The following is a 15,455-nucleotide window of genomic DNA, read 5'->3' on the forward strand; positions in this document are numbered from 1 at the left end:
CCGGACCGGCCGAGCAGGACGCCGGTGACGCGGCCGGCGATCCGGGGCGCACGGCCGAGCGGGTCCGGCCGCCGGTGCCGCGGCGTGGGCCCTTCGGTCAGCCGTCGGTGCGGGCCGGGCCCGCCGTCGGCGGGATCACCGCGACGGGGCTCGCCGCGTGGAGCAGTACGGCTTGGGTCACCGAACCGATCATGCGGGCGGGTGCCGGGATCCGCCGGCGGTGGCGGCCCACGACGACCAGTTCGGCCTCTTCGGAGGCGGCGACCAGGTGACCCGCGGCCTGACCGGGTGGGGTCGAGAGGTCGACCCGCACGTGCGGGTGCCGCTCGCGATGGACGGCGAGGAGGCCGGCGGCCAGGGTGCGGGTCTCCTCCTCGACGGCGTCCTCGTCGACAGCCGGGGACACCACTTCGCCCGGCGCCGACCAGACCTCGAGCGGGGCCCAGTGGTAGGACGAGATCACGTGCAGCAGGGCGTGGCGGCGGTCCGCCTCCGCGAAGGCGAAGGCGAGGGTGGCCTCGGTGGGACCGTCGACGTCCACACCGACGACGACCCGCGGTCCCGGCTCGACGGGCGGACCCTTGTGCACCTCGCGCCCCGGGCGCGGCACCACGACCACCGGGCAGGCGGCGTAGCCTGCGACCGCCAGGCTGGTGGACCCGAGGAGCAGACTGGCGAATCCCCCTCGGCCTCGCGAGCCGACCACCATGAGCTGCGCGTCTGCGCCCAGTTCGGGCAGGACGGTGTCCGGCGCGCCGTCGCAGGTCATGTACTCCATGACCGGAACGCCCTGCCGGTCCGCCAGCCGCGCGCGGACATGGTCGAGCACCGGGTCCTCGGCACGCTCAGCGGGGCCGGCGACCGCGACATCGGGCTGCTCCCGGTGCGGATGCCCACGCACATGAACCACGCGCAGCGGCGCCGTACGCAGCAGTGCGGCGGCCAGCGCCCACTCCAAGGCACGCAGGCTGTCGTCCGATCCGTCGACGGCCGCCACGACGGGCAGAGTGATCATGGATTCCTCGCCTCCGGCACACCGTTGTGATCCCTCCGGGGCCAGCCTGACGCAGACGGCGGCCCCGGCGCGGATTCGACGGCCGCGTGTCCGAAGATTCCGGACCGGCGACGAGTCACCTCGCGGGCGAGACTCAGGTGAGGTCGAACTCCCCCTTCCGCGCCCCCGACACGAACGCACCCCACTCCGCGGGGGTGAAGATCAGGGAAGGGCTCTCGGGGCTGCCACTGTTGCGCATCGCGATGAAGCCCTCGACAAAGGCGATCTGGACATCCCCGAGCCCTCGGCTGCTGGAGTGCCAGTCGGCGTTGCTCAGGTCCAGCTCCGGCTTGTCCCAGCCCGCGAGCGTCTGGCCCTGGATGGTGCTCTCGGCCACGTCCGTGCTCCTCCCGATTCGTCGTCCGCGGCCAGCCTAGCCATCGCATCCCACCGCCGACAGGTCACGTGACGGGGATGCCCTCACGAGGTCGGAGGACGGTCGCCGACCAGCCACATGGAGAAGAACTGCGACCCTCCGCCGTAGGCGTGCCCGAGGACCCGCCGGGCACCGTCCACCTGGTGTTCTCCCGCCTGTCCGCGCACCTGGAGGGCCGCTTCCGCGAAGCGGATCATGCCGGAGGCGCCGATGGGATTCGTCGAGAGCACCCCACCCGACATGTTGACGGGCAGGTCCCCGCCGAGTTCGGTCACGCCGGACTCGGTGAGCTTCCAGCCCTCGCCCTCTGCCGCGAAGCCCAGGTTCTCCAGCCACATGGGCTCGTACCAGGAGAAGGGCACGTACATCTCCACCGCGTCGATGTCCCGGCGAGGGTCGGCGATCCCCGCCTGCCGGTAGACGTCTGCGGCGCAGTCCTTGCCCGCCTGCGGAGACACGAAGTCCTTGCCCGCGAAGAGGGTCGGCTCGCTGCGCATCGCGCCACCGAGCATCCACGCGGGCCGCCGGGGCGAACGGGCCGCTCCCGCACGGTCGGTGAGCACCATGGCGCAGGCGCCGTCGGAGGACGGGCAGGTCTCCGAGTACCGGATCGGGTCCCACAGCATGGGCGAGGACTGCACCTTCTCCAGGGTGATGTCGTGCTCGTGCAGATGCGCGTACGGGTTCTTCAGCGCATTGCGCCGGTCCTTGTACGCGACCAGGGAACCGACCGTGTCCGGGGCACCGCTGCGCCGCATATAGGCGCGCACATGCGGGGCGAAGAAGCCGCCCGCGCCCGCCAGCAGCGGTTGCTGGAACGGGATGGGCAGCGACAGGCCCCACATGGCGTTGGACTCGGACTGCTTCTCGTACGCAAGGGTCAGCACCGTGCCGTGCACACGCGCCGCGACAAGGCCCGCCGCGACAAGTGCGGTGGAACCGCCCACAGAGCCGGCGGTGTGCACCCGGAGCATGGGCTTGCCGACAGCGCCGAGGGCGTCGGCAAGATAGAGCTCCGGCATCATGACGCCCTCGAAGAAGTCGGGCGCCTTGCCGATGACCACGGCGTCGATGTCCGACCATGTCAACTTGGCGTCTTCCAGGGCTCGTTGCGCGGCCTCTCGCACGAGCCCGGCGATGGACACGTCCCGGCGCGCCGCCACGTGCTTGGTCTGTCCGATGCCGGTGACGGCCACGGGCTCCTTGCTCATCGCGGCTCCCCTTCGAGTACGGCGACCAGGTTCTGTTGCAGACACGGGCCGGACGTGGCGTGGGCGAGCGCCCGGTCGGACGCCCCGCGGTGGATGCGGGCGGCGGCCTCGCCGATGCGGATCAGTCCGGCGGCCATGACCGGATTCGCGGCGAGGGCGCCTCCGGAGGGGTTGACCGTGACCGTGTCATCCAGGCGCAGGGCCTTGCGCAGGATCACCTCCTGAGGGGTGAACGGCGCATGCAACTCAGCTGTGTCGACGGGCCGTTCGAAGGCGCCGGACTTCTCGGCGGCGAGCCGCGTGGACGGTGAGTCGGTCAGGTCGCGCACCCCGAGTCCGTGCGCCTCGATCCGGTGGTCGATGCCCCGGATCCATGCGGGCCGTGCGCACAGCTCCCGGGCCCGCTCTCCCGCCGCGAGGATCACGGCGGCGGCGCCGTCACCGATCGGGGGGCAGTCCCCGGTGCGCAACGGCCGTACGAGATAGTCACCGTGCGGCCCCGAACGCCTCAGTTGCGCATGGGGGTTGTCAACCGCGGCCGCCCGGCTGCGCGCGGCGATGCCGGCCAGCGCGGGCTCGTCGGTCTCACCCGCGTCGATGAGCGCCTGCGCCTGAAGGGCGGCGAGCGCCACCGGGTCCGGCCACAACGGCGCCATGTAGTACGGGTCCAGTTGACGGGTCAGCACGTCCCGTACGGATCCCACCGACGACTTGCCGTACGCATAGACCAGCGCGGTGTTGGCGTCGCCCGTGAGCAGCTTCGTCCACGCCTCGTACATCGCCCATGCGCCGTCCATCTCGACGTGCGACTCGGAGATCGGAGGCCAGGCCCCCACCCCGTCAAGGGCAAGGGTGAAGGAGAAGGCACGCCCCGCGAGATAGTCGCTGGAGCCGGAGCAGGTGAAGTCGATGTCGGCGGTGTTGAGACCGGTCCGGTGCAGTACGTCGTGCAGCACCGGCATGAGCATCTCCACCTCGGAGAGCTCGTCACTGGTGCGCCGGTGATCGGTCTGCGCGAAGGCGACGACGGCGATCTCGCGGACTCCTGGGGCTTCTTCCCGCGTCAAAGCAGCTCCCTGTACGCCTCGTAGTCCGCGTCCGGTTCTCCCGTGGGCCGGTAGTGGTCGGGATGGCGCGCCCCTTCGGTCCACACCGGTTCGACCCGCAGGCCCATACGCACCTGGTCGTAGGGGATGCCCCCGATACGTCCGTGCAGGGCGAGGTCGGCGCCGTCGAGGGCGATGTGCGCGTAGACGTAGGGCACTTCGATGTCGAGGTTCTTCGCCTTGATGTTGACGATGCAGAAGGTGGTGACCGTGCCACGGGGTCCCACCTCGACCTGTTCGGATGTGGCGACCCCGCAGGTGGGACAGGCTCCTCGCGGCGGGATGTACACCTTGCGGCACGAGGGGCAGCGCTCGCCGACGGTCCGCCGTCGGGACAGGGCGTCGATGTGGGCGGACTGGGCGCGACCGGGCGAGTAGACGTAGTCGAGCCGGGCCGGCACCACGATGCCGGCCACCGCGTCCTCGAACGCTCCGTCGTGGCCGGTCGGCTCGACGGGATCACCGTCGTACGGCTCGAAGCAGGCGATGTCCGTGATGGCGCCGGAGCGCTCGGCCGCCCAGCGGATCCGGACGCGCATACCGGTCCGGACGGCATCGGGGCCGGAGGCGTCGAGGGCGTGCAGAAAGGCGGTGTCGGCTCCGTCGAGCCGGACCAGGACCCAGGCGAAGGGGCGGTCGAGGGGTTGGCCCCGGCGGGGGGCGTGATTCCACGCCCATGTGGTGACGGTGCCGGTGGGGGCGACCTCGACGAGGTCGCGGAGCTCCTCGGCGGTCGCGGGGTCGTATTCGACGGGCGGGACGAGGGTCCGGCCGTCGCCGGTCCTCACCCCGAGGACCACACGTTCCCGCAGGCCCGTGAGAAAGGCGCTCTGCACGGGTCCCAGGGAGCGGGTGAAGGGGAACTCGACGACGAGCGGGGCTTTGAGGACTTCGGGCATCCCGCATCTCTCCTTGTGTCTCCCGGAAGGTCAGGCGCGCCGATAGACGGGCGGCCGCTTCTCCGCGAACGAGCGGGCGCCTTCCTTGGCGTCCGCGGTCTCGAAGATCGGCCATCCGCGCTCCAGTTCGGCGGCGAGTCCCTCGGTCTCCGTCATACCGGCGGTCTCGTAGACGGACGCCTTCACGGCCTCGACCGCGAGCGGCCCGCAGGCGTTGATCTGTTCGGCCACTTCCAGGGCCTCGGCGAGCGCGGTGCCGTCGGGCACGACATGGCCCACGAGTCCGATGCCGGCCGCCTCGCGTGCCGTGTACGGGCGTCCGGTGAGCAGCATCTCGAGGGCGTGGGTCCGCGGGATCTGCCGCTGGAGGCGGACCGTCGAGCCGCCGATCGGGAAGAGTCCGCGCCTGACCTCGAACAGGCCGAAGACCGCGGACTCCCCCGCCACCCGGATGTCGGTCCCCTGCAGGATCTCGGTGCCGCCGGCCACGCAAGGCCCTTCGACGGCGGCGATCACCGGTTTGCGGGGGCGATGGTGGCGCAGCATCGCCTTCCAGTGCAGGTCCGGGTCGGCGGTGAGCCGGTCGCGGTACTGCTGCCCCTCCATTTGCTTGCCGGCGAGGGCCTTGAGGTCCATCCCGGCACAGAAGGAGCCGCCGGCGCCGGTGAGCACGATCGAGCGCACCGCATCGTCCTCGTCGGCCTCGAGCCAGCCGTCGTAGAGGCCCACCAGCATGGGCAACGAGAGCGCGTTCCTGGCCTCAGGCCTATTCAGCGTCAGCACCAGTGTGGCACCTTCGCGCTGCACGGTGAGGTGTTCCGTCCCACCCATCGCATCCTCCCGTCTGCGGAACGAGAACAGGTTGCAGGAGGCGCGTGGCCAGGACAAGAGCTTTCTGACAGATAGTCAGAATTCTTGTGCGAGGGCCCTTCCCAGTTGTGCCGGCGTTTGCTCTGATGACCCGCGAACCGACGGATGCGCCTTTTTTCGCGGAGTGTTGCCGGGGTCAGGAGGAGCGGTGGAGTACAACCTTGCGGACCTGTTCGAGTCGGTCGTCGACGTGGTTCCGGACCGCGAGGCGCTCGTGTACGTCGACCACCCCGGAACGGGCGCGGAGCGCCGGCTGACCTATGCGGAGCTGGACGCGGCGGCCAACCGCATCGGACACCATCTGCTCGACGCCGGGATACGGCCCGGAGAACATCTCGGGCTCCACCTGTACAACGGGATCGAGTACCTGCAGACGGTGCTCGGCTGCCTGAAGTCCCGGATCGTCCCGGTCAACGTGAACTACCGATACGTGGAAGAGGAGTTGGTGTACCTCTACCGGGACGCGGACCTGGTGGCGCTCGTCTTCGACGCGGAGTTCGCCGACCGGGTGGCCGCGGCGGTGCCCCGGACGGAGAAACTGCGGCATCTGCTGCGGGTGGGAACCCCGGCACCGGGTGCCGCCGCGCCGCCCGCCGTGGATTTCGCGGACGCCGAGGCCGCCGCCTCTCCCGCGCGCGGCTTCGCGCCACGCGCGGCGGACGACCAGTTCATCATCTACACCGGCGGCACGACCGGTATGCCCAAGGGCGTGATGTGGCGCCAGGAGGACCTGTTCTTCGCCGGTCTCGGCGGCGGCGCGCCGACCGGCGATCCGGTGAAGAAGCCGCAGGAACTGGCCGAGCGGGTCGCGGCCGGCGGCGAGGGCATCACCTTCTTCCCGACTCCCCCGCTGATGCACGGCACCTCGACGCTGACGGCGTTCATCGGCTTCAACTTCGGGCAGCGGATCGTGATCCACCGCAAGTTCGTGCCGGAGGAGGTGCTGCGGACCGTCGAGAAGGAGAAGGTCACCAGTGTGTCGCTGGTGGGCGACGCGATGCTGCGGCCGCTGATCGACGCACTGAACGGTCCGATGAGGGGCACGGACTGCTCGTCCCTGTTCAGTGTGTCGTCGTCGGGGGCCATCATGTCGGACACGGTGCGCGCACAGTTCCAGGCACTCGTCCCCGACGCCATGCTGCTGAACAACTTCGGCTCCTCGGAGTCGGGCTTCAACGGAACCGCCACCCCCGACTCGGGCCCGGACAGCGGCTTTCGCATCCGCGTCAACTCCCGCACCCAGGTGGTGGATCCGGTCACTCACGAGCCGGCGACGGCCGGCCAGGTGGGCCGGGTCGCCCAGTGCGGGCACGTACCCCTCGGCTACTACAACGACCCCGGGAAGACCGCCGAGACCTTCTTCCGGAAGGACGGTGAGCGCTGGGTGCTCCTCGGTGATATGGCGACGGTCGACGACGAGGGTGTCGTCACGATCCTCGGCCGGGGCTCGCAGTGCATCAACACCGGTGGCGAGAAGGTCTATCCGGAGGAGGTCGAGCAGGCGCTCAAGTCCCATCCGGACGTGTACGACGCGCTCGTGACCGGGGTGCCCGACGCGAGGTGGGGCAACCGTGTGGCGGCGGTGGTGCAATTGCGCGCGGGCGCGGCGCGGCCGTCCCTGGACGACATCCAGAGCCACTGCCGGACGCGTCTGGCGGGCTACAAGGTTCCGCGCCAATTGGTGATCACCGTGGCGGTCCGGCGCTCACCCAGTGGCAAGGCGGACTACCGCTGGGCGAAGGAAGTGGCGGTGGCGGCGAACCACTGAGGGGATCGGCCACCGACCGGCGATGGAAGGGCGGCGCGGGGCGGTCCCGACCACGTCGCCCTCCGCGGCCCGGCAGGCTGCGGCCGCCGAACGTGGCGGTACCACCCGACGGGTGCGCGAGCACGTCCAAGCGCTCGAGACCGAGATGGGCGCGGAGCGCCTTCACGTCGTCGACCAGCCGGTCGCACCGGTAGGTGGCGGGGTCAGCCGGATGGGCGGACTCCCCGGTCCCGCGCAGATCGAGCAGTACCAGCCGCCGGGTGGCGAGTCCGCCGAGGTCCCCGAGGTAGGCGGAGGCGCGCATCGGCCCGCCGGGGAGGACGACGAGCGGGTCGCCTGTTCCCCGCGAGTGTGCGGCGAGCCGGGTCCCGTCGTACGCGTGAAGCTTGGCATGTCCCTGATCGTTCCGGCAGTGGGGGCCGACCGCAACCGGATTCCGCCTCGCGTCCGTGGCGGCCGGCGCCGGAAAGTAGAGGCGGACCCCTTGCCTGCGGGCCGATGAGCTGGATTACTGATCCCCAGCAGATCCGACCGAATGATCGGTCGCCCGGAATGGCGTGATTGGCGAGGGAGACGGCCCCATGGCGGATGCGCACGACCTGCTGGACGCGGGGGAAAGGCTCGACGCCGAGGGTTTGCGGGCCCTGCAGCTCGAGCGGTTGCGAGCCTCATTGCGGCATGCCTACACGCACGTGCCCTTCTACCGGGAGTCCTTCGACAAGGCGGGCGTCCACCCCGACGACTGCCGCACGCTCTCCGACCTCGCCCGATTCCCGTTCACCGTGAAGGCGGACCTGAGGGAGAACTACCCGTACGGGATGTTCGCGGTGCCCCGGGAGCGCATCCGGCGGATCCACGCCTCCAGCGGCACCACCGGGCGCCCCACGGTCGTCGGCTACACCGACAACGACCTGTCCATGTGGTCGGACATGGTCGCCCGGTCCATCCGCGCGGCGGGCGGCCGGCCCGGCGACACGGTGCATGTCGCGTACGGCTACGGCCTGTTCACCGGCGGCCTCGGCGCCCACTACGGCGCCGAACGCCTCGGTTGCACGGTGATCCCCGCCTCCGGGGGCATGACGGCACGGCAGGTGCAGCTGATCCAGGACCTCGAGCCGGGCATCATCATGGTGACTCCCTCGTACATGCTCACCCTGCTCGACGAGTTCGAGCGCCAGGGCATCGACCCGCGGAGCACCTCGCTGCGCGTCGGGATCTTCGGTGCCGAGCCGTGGACCGAGGAGATGCGACGCGAGATCGAGGAGCGCTTCGCCATCGACGCGGTCGACATCTACGGTCTCTCGGAGGTCGTCGGTCCGGGCGTGGCCCAGGAGTGCGTCGAGACCAAGGACGGCCTTCACGTGTGGGAGGACCACTTCTACCCCGAGATCGTCGACCCGATCACCGGCGAGGTGCTGCCCGACGGTGCGGAGGGCGAGCTGGTCTTCACCTCCCTCACCAAGGAGGCCATGCCCGTGATCCGCTACCGCACGCGGGATCTGACCCGCCTGCTGCCGGGCACCGCCCGCGCCTTCCGGCGGATCGAGAAGATCACCGGACGCAGCGACGACATGGTCATCCTGCGCGGGGTGAACCTCTTCCCCACCCAGATCGAGGAGATCGTGCTGCGGACGCCGGGCGTGGCACCGCATTTCCAGCTCCGGCTCACCCGCGAGGGGCGGCTGGACGCGCTGACCGTACGGGCCGAGGCACGGCCCGACGCCGGACCCGAGATACGGGAGGCCGCCGCGCTCGCCATCGCAACGGCCGTCAAGGACGGCGTGGGCGTGTCGGTGGCAGTGGAGATCGTCGAACCGGAGTCACTGGAGCGGTCGGTGGGCAAGATCCGGCGGATCGTGGACCTGCGCACGGCACGGTGACCGGTCGCCGTCCCCGCGTATCCCGGGGACGGCGACCGGGCAGCGCCTCGCCGAAACAGCGGCGCCCCGGCACTGTGACCCGTGAGAAGTGACGCGGACGGCAGGTTCACGGAGCAAGGCGCCGAATGCCCGACAGATCACGAGCGGTCACGGCGTTGCGGTCGGCGACGGACCGGCCCAGCGCGTGGTGCGGCCACAGGCCCGCCGCCACCCAGCGGCTGCGCTCCGTCCACGCCCGAGCCGCGGCTCCGCCGGCCCGGTAGAAGTTGAGGGCGTAGCCGCCGGAGTGGATCCGCAGCAGACAGAAGCCACCCGGATACTCCTTGACGGCGCCGACCTCCTGCAGGGTCACGTGCGGAGCCTGCGCCAGGACGGTGCGCTTGTTGCGATGGGTGTGACCCGCGTGATGGAGGAAGACGCCGGGCGCGGCCGCATAGGCCTCGAGGATCGTGCGGGCCTGGTCGCGGCGCAGGCGCTGGCCGGCGGTCACGGGGAAGACGGAGTCCCGTACGGTGAGCGGATGGTGGCCGAAGACCACGGTGGGCTGCTCCTTGTGCTCCTTCAACTGGCGTCGGAACCAGGACAGCTGCTCGGCACCGAGCCCGCCCGCGTCCGCTCCGTTCCCGCGCTTCTCGTAGGTGTCCAGACCCACGATCCTCAGCCCGCCCACGTCACGCGCGAAGTACGCGGGCCCGTCGGCACCGGTAAACCCCTCGCGGAAGGTGTCCGCGCACATGCCCGAGCAGTAGCGGCAGTCGTCGCGGCAGGTGCCGGGCCCGGCCCGGTCGTGGTTGCCCCGCACGACGAAGTAGTCACGGCCGTGCACACCAAATCCGTCGAGTATCCGCCTGGCCTCCGTCAGGTCCCGCGGCGCTCCCCCGGCCGAGATGTCCCCGGCGGCCAGCAGCAGGTCCGCACCGCGACGGCGGGCCTCCTCGACCATCGCCCGGCTCATGATCTCGGGATAGGGCGCGAGCCCCGACTCCTGCGACACCCCGCGTATCAGGGGCAGGCGCGCCACGAGTCCGGCGGTCGTCTCGCCCAGGTGCAGATCGTTGCAGAGCGCGATGGTCAGCAGATGACGCCCGGGCGGAGGTTGTGGTGTGGTGAAGCAGTACGGGCCTCCGCGGGTGCCGAGACCGTGGGAACCGGTGCCCACGGCATTGCCGCGCACCAGGTGCAACGGTGTGGGAGTGGCGGCAACGCCCCGGGAGCGCGCCTGGTAGTAGTACGTCTGGCCCGGTTCCAGGTCCGTGAGCTCCACCTGGTGGTGCGCGGTGGGCCGGTCCTCCCCCGCGATGCGGTTGAGGCGCCCGGGACTGGTGCCGTACACGACCTCGCTCTCCGTGACCGCCGGGATCATCCGGCCCAGTCCGTCGTCGGTGCCGGGCACCCCGGTGTACCAGGTGATGACGGCGCGATCCTCGGTCAGGGTCACCAGTTCCAGATGGACGGCCGCGACGGCGTCACGGTGTGGAGGGCGGCCCCTGCGTGCCTGCCGGCCCAGAACGGCGACGGAGGCGGCCCGCAGCAGATCCGGGGCGAGCAGGGCGCCGGAGCGCAGTACCTCACACGGGGCGGGCAGGACCGACACGGCGGCAAGGGGAGCGGAGAAGCAGCAGCGCATGTCCCGTGCGTGCCCGGGCGCGGTGAACGGCGTCGGTGGGGGCGACGGCGGTGCCGGGTCGGGAACGCGACAACTCGGCGTGGCGGCCACCGCATCGTGGCGGGCCGCGGGCCCGGGACCTGGTGGGCCGCGCCCGGTCCCGGCACGCTTCAGACTGTGCCGCCGAACCGGTCCCGCAACTCGCGCTTGAGGATCTTCCCGCTCGCGTTGCGCGGCAGCGCGTCCACGAACAGCACCCGTTTCGGCGCCTTGAAGGGGGCGAGCTGCTCCCGGGTGTGGGCGATCAGTTCCTGCTCGGTGACCCGGCCACGCGGGACGACCACGGCCGTGACGGCCTCGATCCACCGTTCGTCCGGCAGACCGACGACCGCTGCCTCGGCGACCTGCGGATGGGTGTACAGCGCGTCCTCGACCTGCCGTGAGGCGACCAGGACACCACCGGAGTTGATGACATCCTTGACCCGGTCGACGACGGTGAAATACCCGTCGGCGTCGCGCACGGCGAGGTCTCCGGAGCGGAACCAGCCCTCGCGGAAGGCCTCGGTGGTCTCCTCGGGTTTGTCCCAGTAGCCCTCGCACAACTGCGGGGAACGATAGACGATTTCGCCCTGCTCTCCGTCCGGCAGGTCCTTGCCGGCCCGGTCGACGAGCTTCGCCTCCACGAACAGCACCGGGCGCCCGCACGAGTCCATGCGCCCCTTGTGCTCGTAGGGTCCGAGGACCATGGACAACGGACCGATCTCGCTCTGTCCGAAGCAGTTGTAGAAGGCCAGTTGGGGCAGCCGCTCCTTGAGGCGCTCCAGGACGGGCACCGGCATGATCGAGGCGCCGTAGTACGCCTTGCGCAGCCCGCTGAGGTCCCGCGTGGCGAAGTCGGAGCGGCCGGCGAGGCCGATCCACACGGTGGGCGGCGCGAACAGGCTGTCCGCCCGGCCTTCCTCGATCAGATCGAAGAGCCGGTCGCCGTCGGGCGCCTCGAGGATCACGTTCTGCGCGCCCACGGCCAGGTAGGGCAGCAGGAAGACGTGCATCTGCGCCGAGTGGTACAGCGGCAGCGAGTGCACGGGCCGGTCGCCCGCGCTCAGGTCGAGGGCGGTGATCGCGCTCAGATACTCGTGCACCAGCGCCCGGTGCGTCATCATCGCGCCCTTGGGAAGCGCGGTGGTACCCGAGGTGTAGAGGAGCTGCACCAGGTCATCGCCCCGCGGCTCCGCTCCGTCGTACGGCTCGGTGCCGGCGAGCCGTACGAGCAGCGAGTCGTCCGCGTCACGCAGTGCCAGCGCCCTTACGCCCTCGGAGAGGTTTCCGGCGAGAGACGGATCCGCGAGGACGAGCGCGCAGCCCGACTGCTCGACGATGTACGACAGATCGTCGCCGATCAGATTCTGGTTGATGGGCACGTGGACGAGCCCGGCGCGGGCACAGGCCAGGAAAGCGATCAGATACGCATCGGAGTTGTGGCCCAGGGCGCCGACCCGGTCCCCGCGCGCGAGTCCGGCCTCGCGCAGGACGCGGGCTGCGCGGGAGACGGCGTCGTCGAGTTCGGCGTACGTCCACGACCGGTCGCCGTAATGGACCGCGACGCGCTCCGGGGTGCGCCGGGCACTGCGCCGCAGCGTGCCGTCGACCGTGACGCTTCGTCCCGCCGTCATGAACCGCCCCTTCGTCGCCTCCGCCTGGCGCGATCCTCGTTCCGTGCCACCGGGGAGGTCAAGCTCCGTACGTCGTCGGCGCGAGGAAACCGGCCTTTGCGTCACACCGGGCGGGTGCGGCCTTCCCAGTACGGGTCGCGCAGCCTGCGCTTGTACAGCTTGCCGTTCGGGTCGCGGGGCAGCGCCCCGATGAAGTCGACGCTCCTGGGCCGTTTGTAGCCGGCGAGCCGCCGGGCGCAGTGGTCGAGGATGGCCTCGGCGAGCGCGGGTGAGGGCTCGTGGCCGGGCGCGGGTTCGACGACCGCCTTCACCTCTTCGCCCCAGTCGTCGTGCGGGATCCCGAAGGCGGCCGCGTCGGCGACGGCGGGGTGGGCGAGCAGAGCGGCCTCGATCTCCGCGGGGTAGATGTTGACCCCGCCGGAGATGATCAGGTCGATCTTGCGGTCGCGCAGGAAGAGGTAGCCGTCCTCGTCGAGGTAGCCGAGGTCGCCCACGGTGAAGAAGTCGCCGATGCGGTTCTTGCGTGTCTTGGCCTCGTCCTTGTGGTACGAGAACCCGCCGGTGCTCATCTTGATGTAGACGGTGCCCAGTTCGCCGGGCGGCAGCCGGTTGCCGTCGTCGTCGAAGATCGCCAGTTCGCTGATGGGCCACGCCTTGCCGACGGTTCCGGGCTTCTTCAGCCAGTCCTCGGCGGTAGCGAAGGCGCCGCCGCCCTCGCTGGCGGCGTAGTACTCCTCGACGCAGTCGCCCCACCACTCGATCATCGCCCGCTTGACATGGTCGGGGCAGGGGGCGGCGCCGTGGATGGCGTGTCGCATGGAAGAGACGTCGTAGCGCGCCCGCACCTGCCTCGGAAGCGCGAGCAGACGGTGGAACTGGGTGGGGACCATGTGCGTGTGCGAGCACCGATGGGTGTCGATCAGGCGGACCATGTCCTCGGGTGTCCACTTGTCCATGAGAACCAGCCGGTGCCCTATGTGCAGGGACGCACCCGCGAACTGGAGCACGGCCGTGTGATACAGCGGTGAGCAGACGAGGTGGACGTGGTCGTCGTACGGTTTGATGCCGAAGATGCCGAGGAACCCACCGAGATGCGACTCCTCCGGCGGGGTGCCGGGCAACGGGCGCCGGATGCCGCGCGGGCGCCCGGTCGTACCCGAGGTGTAGTTCATGACCCAGCCGAGCGTGCGCCCGCCGGGAGCCGACTCCGGCTGTCCGTCGAGGAGTTCGGCGTAGGGCCGGAACCCCTCGACGGCTCCGACGGCGTACCGCCTCGCGGCCGGCAGCCCTGCCTCGTCGGCGGCGCCGCGCGCCGCCTGTGCGAACCGCTCGTGCGCGATGAGCACCTTGGCGCCGGAGTCGGCGACGATCCAGGCGATCTCGGGGCCGACGAGGTGGTGGTTGACGGGGACGAGGTAGAGGCCGGCCTGGGTGGCGGCGAGGTAGGCGGTGAAGAACTCGGCCCCGTTGGGCAGGACGACCGCGAAGGAGTCCCCGCGTTCGAGCCCCGCGGCTCGCAGTCCGTGGACCAGTCTGTTCGCCGCGGAGAGCAGCCGTCGAGCGGTCCACTCCTCCCCGTCGGGCGCGACGAGGACCGTACGCTCGGGTTCTTCCGCGGCCTGGGCCCAGAAACCGTTGACGGCCTGGCTCACTGCCGGCTCCTTCCTGCGATCCGGTTGATGCGGTCGACGGCGCGTTCGAAGCCGCGGGTGAGGTCGTCGACGACGGCCTGGACGCTGCGTTCCTCGTTCATCCGGCCGACGATCTGCCCCACGGGAGTGCCGAGCAGCGGCTCCACCTCGTACCGCTGGATGCGTGTGATCGCGTCGGCGACGAGCAGGCCCTGCAGGGGCATGGGGAGGGTGCCGGGCCCGCCGGGGCCGTCCCAGGCGTCGGTCCATTCGGTGCGCAGCTGACGCGCCGGTTTGCCGGTCAACGCTCGGGAACGGACGGTGTCGCCCGATCCGGCGCTCAGCAGTTTGCGCACAAGTGCGCGCGACGGAAGCTCCGCCTCCGTGGTCGTCAGCCAGATCGAGCCGAGCCAGACCCCCTGAGCGCCGAGCGCGAGGGCGGCGGCGACCTGCTGCCCGCTGCCGATGCCGCCGGCCGCCAGCACGGGCAGCGGCGCGACGGCGTCGACGACTTCGGGGGTGAGCACCATGGAGCCGATCTCCCCTGTGTGGCCGCCGGCCTCATAACCCTGGGCTACGACGATGTCGATGCCCGCCTCGCGGTGCTTGCGCGCGTGCCGGGCGCTGCCGGCGAGCGCGGCGACGAGGAGGCCGCGTTCGTGCGCGCGCCCGACGACGTCGGCGGGCGGGGAGCCGAGCGCGTTGGCGAGCAGTTTGATCGGGTAGTCGAAGGCGACGTCGAGCTGGGAGCGGGCGACCTGCTCCATCCAGCCGGTGATCCGCCATCCGGACGCCTCGCCGTCGGCGAGTTCGGGCACCCCGTACCTGGCGAGGGTGTCCTTGACGAACTGACGGTGCCCTGCCGGGATCATCGCCTCGACTTCGGCCTCGGTGACACCTTCCACCTTCTTCGCGGGCATGACGACATCCAGCCCGTAGGGCCTGCCGTCGACATGCGCCTCGACCCAGTCCAGGTCGCGCTTGAGGTCGTCGGGGGCGGTGTAACGGACCGCGCCGAGCACGCCGAAGCCGCCGGCCCTGCTGATGGCCGCGGCGACGGCGGGAAACGGCGTGAAGCCGAAGAGCGCGTGCTCGACCCCCAGTTGCTCGCTGAGCTCCGTCTGCATGGGCGCAGGATGCCGCACCGGTCCGGAGGAGGGAAGACCATTCCTGATGCGCCGTCAGATTTCCTGGCGCGGTTGGCGGAAGGAGGTAGGCCATATCACCGCGGACTTGCAGCGGCCGTCTGCAAACCTATGCCGAGGGAAGCGTAAGGGCGTGCCGATCACACAAAGCACCCTTGCGCACATACGGGCCTCAGTGCGGGCGCTTCGCCAGTCGCCTGACGTTGAGCAGGATGACCGCCCGCGCCCTCCACTTG

At 70.7% G+C, this 15,455-nt stretch carries 12 protein-coding genes and 1 pseudogene; 2 read left to right on the forward strand and 11 right to left on the reverse strand.

What is annotated here, in order from left to right; all coding sequences use genetic code 11:
- Positions 1-97: 97 nt before the first annotated feature.
- The 6 genes from VXC91_RS24915 to VXC91_RS24940 all read right to left on the reverse strand — a co-directional run bounded on the left by VXC91_RS24915 (position 98) and on the right by VXC91_RS24940 (position 5,477).
- Positions 98-1,015: a universal stress protein gene (locus VXC91_RS24915; protein WP_329509562.1), complete on the reverse strand. Its 918-nt coding sequence runs from the start codon at positions 1,013-1,015 to the stop codon at positions 98-100.
- Between the two features lie 133 nt (positions 1,016-1,148).
- Positions 1,149-1,391 carry a DUF397 domain-containing protein gene (locus tag VXC91_RS24920; RefSeq protein WP_329509563.1) on the reverse strand — a complete coding sequence of 81 codons (243 nt, stop codon included), beginning with the start codon at positions 1,389-1,391 and terminating at the stop codon, positions 1,149-1,151.
- Between the two features lie 83 nt (positions 1,392-1,474).
- Positions 1,475-2,641 carry a thiolase domain-containing protein gene (locus VXC91_RS24925; protein ID WP_329509564.1) on the reverse strand — a complete coding sequence of 389 codons (1,167 nt, stop codon included), beginning with the start codon at positions 2,639-2,641 and terminating at the stop codon, positions 1,475-1,477.
- Positions 2,638-3,708: a thiolase domain-containing protein gene (locus tag VXC91_RS24930; RefSeq protein WP_329509565.1), complete on the reverse strand. Its 1,071-nt coding sequence runs from the start codon at positions 3,706-3,708 to the stop codon at positions 2,638-2,640. The genes VXC91_RS24925 and VXC91_RS24930 overlap by 4 nt, the downstream gene beginning before the upstream one ends.
- Positions 3,705-4,646, reverse strand: a complete 942-nt coding sequence (locus VXC91_RS24935; protein WP_329509566.1) for a Zn-ribbon domain-containing OB-fold protein — start codon at positions 4,644-4,646, stop codon at positions 3,705-3,707. The genes VXC91_RS24930 and VXC91_RS24935 overlap by 4 nt, the downstream gene beginning before the upstream one ends.
- Before the next feature lie 30 nt (positions 4,647-4,676).
- Positions 4,677-5,477 (reverse strand): crotonase/enoyl-CoA hydratase family protein, encoded by an 801-nt coding sequence (locus VXC91_RS24940; protein WP_329509567.1) that lies wholly within the window; start codon positions 5,475-5,477, stop codon positions 4,677-4,679.
- A 187-nt stretch (positions 5,478-5,664) separates the two neighbouring features.
- Between VXC91_RS24940 and VXC91_RS24945 the strand changes: the two genes are divergently transcribed.
- Positions 5,665-7,284, forward strand: a complete 1,620-nt coding sequence (locus VXC91_RS24945; RefSeq protein WP_329509568.1) for an acyl-CoA synthetase — start codon at positions 5,665-5,667, stop codon at positions 7,282-7,284.
- A gap of 97 nt (positions 7,285-7,381) precedes the next feature.
- Here the strand turns inward: VXC91_RS24945 and VXC91_RS24950 are convergent.
- Positions 7,382-7,677 (reverse strand): annotated as a pseudogene (locus tag VXC91_RS24950) (alpha/beta fold hydrolase); the annotation flags it as partial.
- Positions 7,678-7,865: 188 nt separating this feature from the next.
- Here VXC91_RS24950 and paaK point away from each other — a divergent pair.
- Complete coding sequence (gene paaK / locus VXC91_RS24955) at positions 7,866-9,164, forward strand: phenylacetate--CoA ligase PaaK (protein ID WP_329509569.1); 1,299 nt, start codon at positions 7,866-7,868, stop codon at positions 9,162-9,164.
- A gap of 106 nt (positions 9,165-9,270) precedes the next feature.
- On the opposite strand, the gene VXC91_RS24960 is transcribed toward paaK, so the two are convergent.
- The 4 genes from VXC91_RS24960 to VXC91_RS24975 all read right to left on the reverse strand — a co-directional run bounded on the left by VXC91_RS24960 (position 9,271) and on the right by VXC91_RS24975 (position 15,201).
- Complete coding sequence (locus VXC91_RS24960; RefSeq protein ID WP_329509570.1) at positions 9,271-10,791, reverse strand: metallophosphoesterase family protein; 1,521 nt, start codon at positions 10,789-10,791, stop codon at positions 9,271-9,273.
- Positions 10,792-10,940: 149 nt separating this feature from the next.
- Positions 10,941-12,443 carry an acyl-CoA synthetase gene (locus VXC91_RS24965; protein WP_329509571.1) on the reverse strand — a complete coding sequence of 501 codons (1,503 nt, stop codon included), beginning with the start codon at positions 12,441-12,443 and terminating at the stop codon, positions 10,941-10,943.
- 101 nt (positions 12,444-12,544) lie between these two features.
- Positions 12,545-14,095, reverse strand: coding sequence for an acyl-CoA synthetase (locus VXC91_RS24970; RefSeq protein WP_329509572.1), 1,551 nt, complete (start codon positions 14,093-14,095; stop codon positions 12,545-12,547).
- Positions 14,092-15,201 carry a nitronate monooxygenase gene (locus VXC91_RS24975; protein ID WP_329509573.1) on the reverse strand — a complete coding sequence of 370 codons (1,110 nt, stop codon included), beginning with the start codon at positions 15,199-15,201 and terminating at the stop codon, positions 14,092-14,094. The genes VXC91_RS24970 and VXC91_RS24975 overlap by 4 nt, the downstream gene beginning before the upstream one ends.
- Between the last annotated feature and the right edge of the window lie 254 nt (positions 15,202-15,455).

Source organism: Streptomyces chiangmaiensis, assembly GCF_036281785.1.
Taxonomy (GTDB): domain Bacteria; phylum Actinomycetota; class Actinomycetes; order Streptomycetales; family Streptomycetaceae; genus Streptomyces; species Streptomyces chiangmaiensis.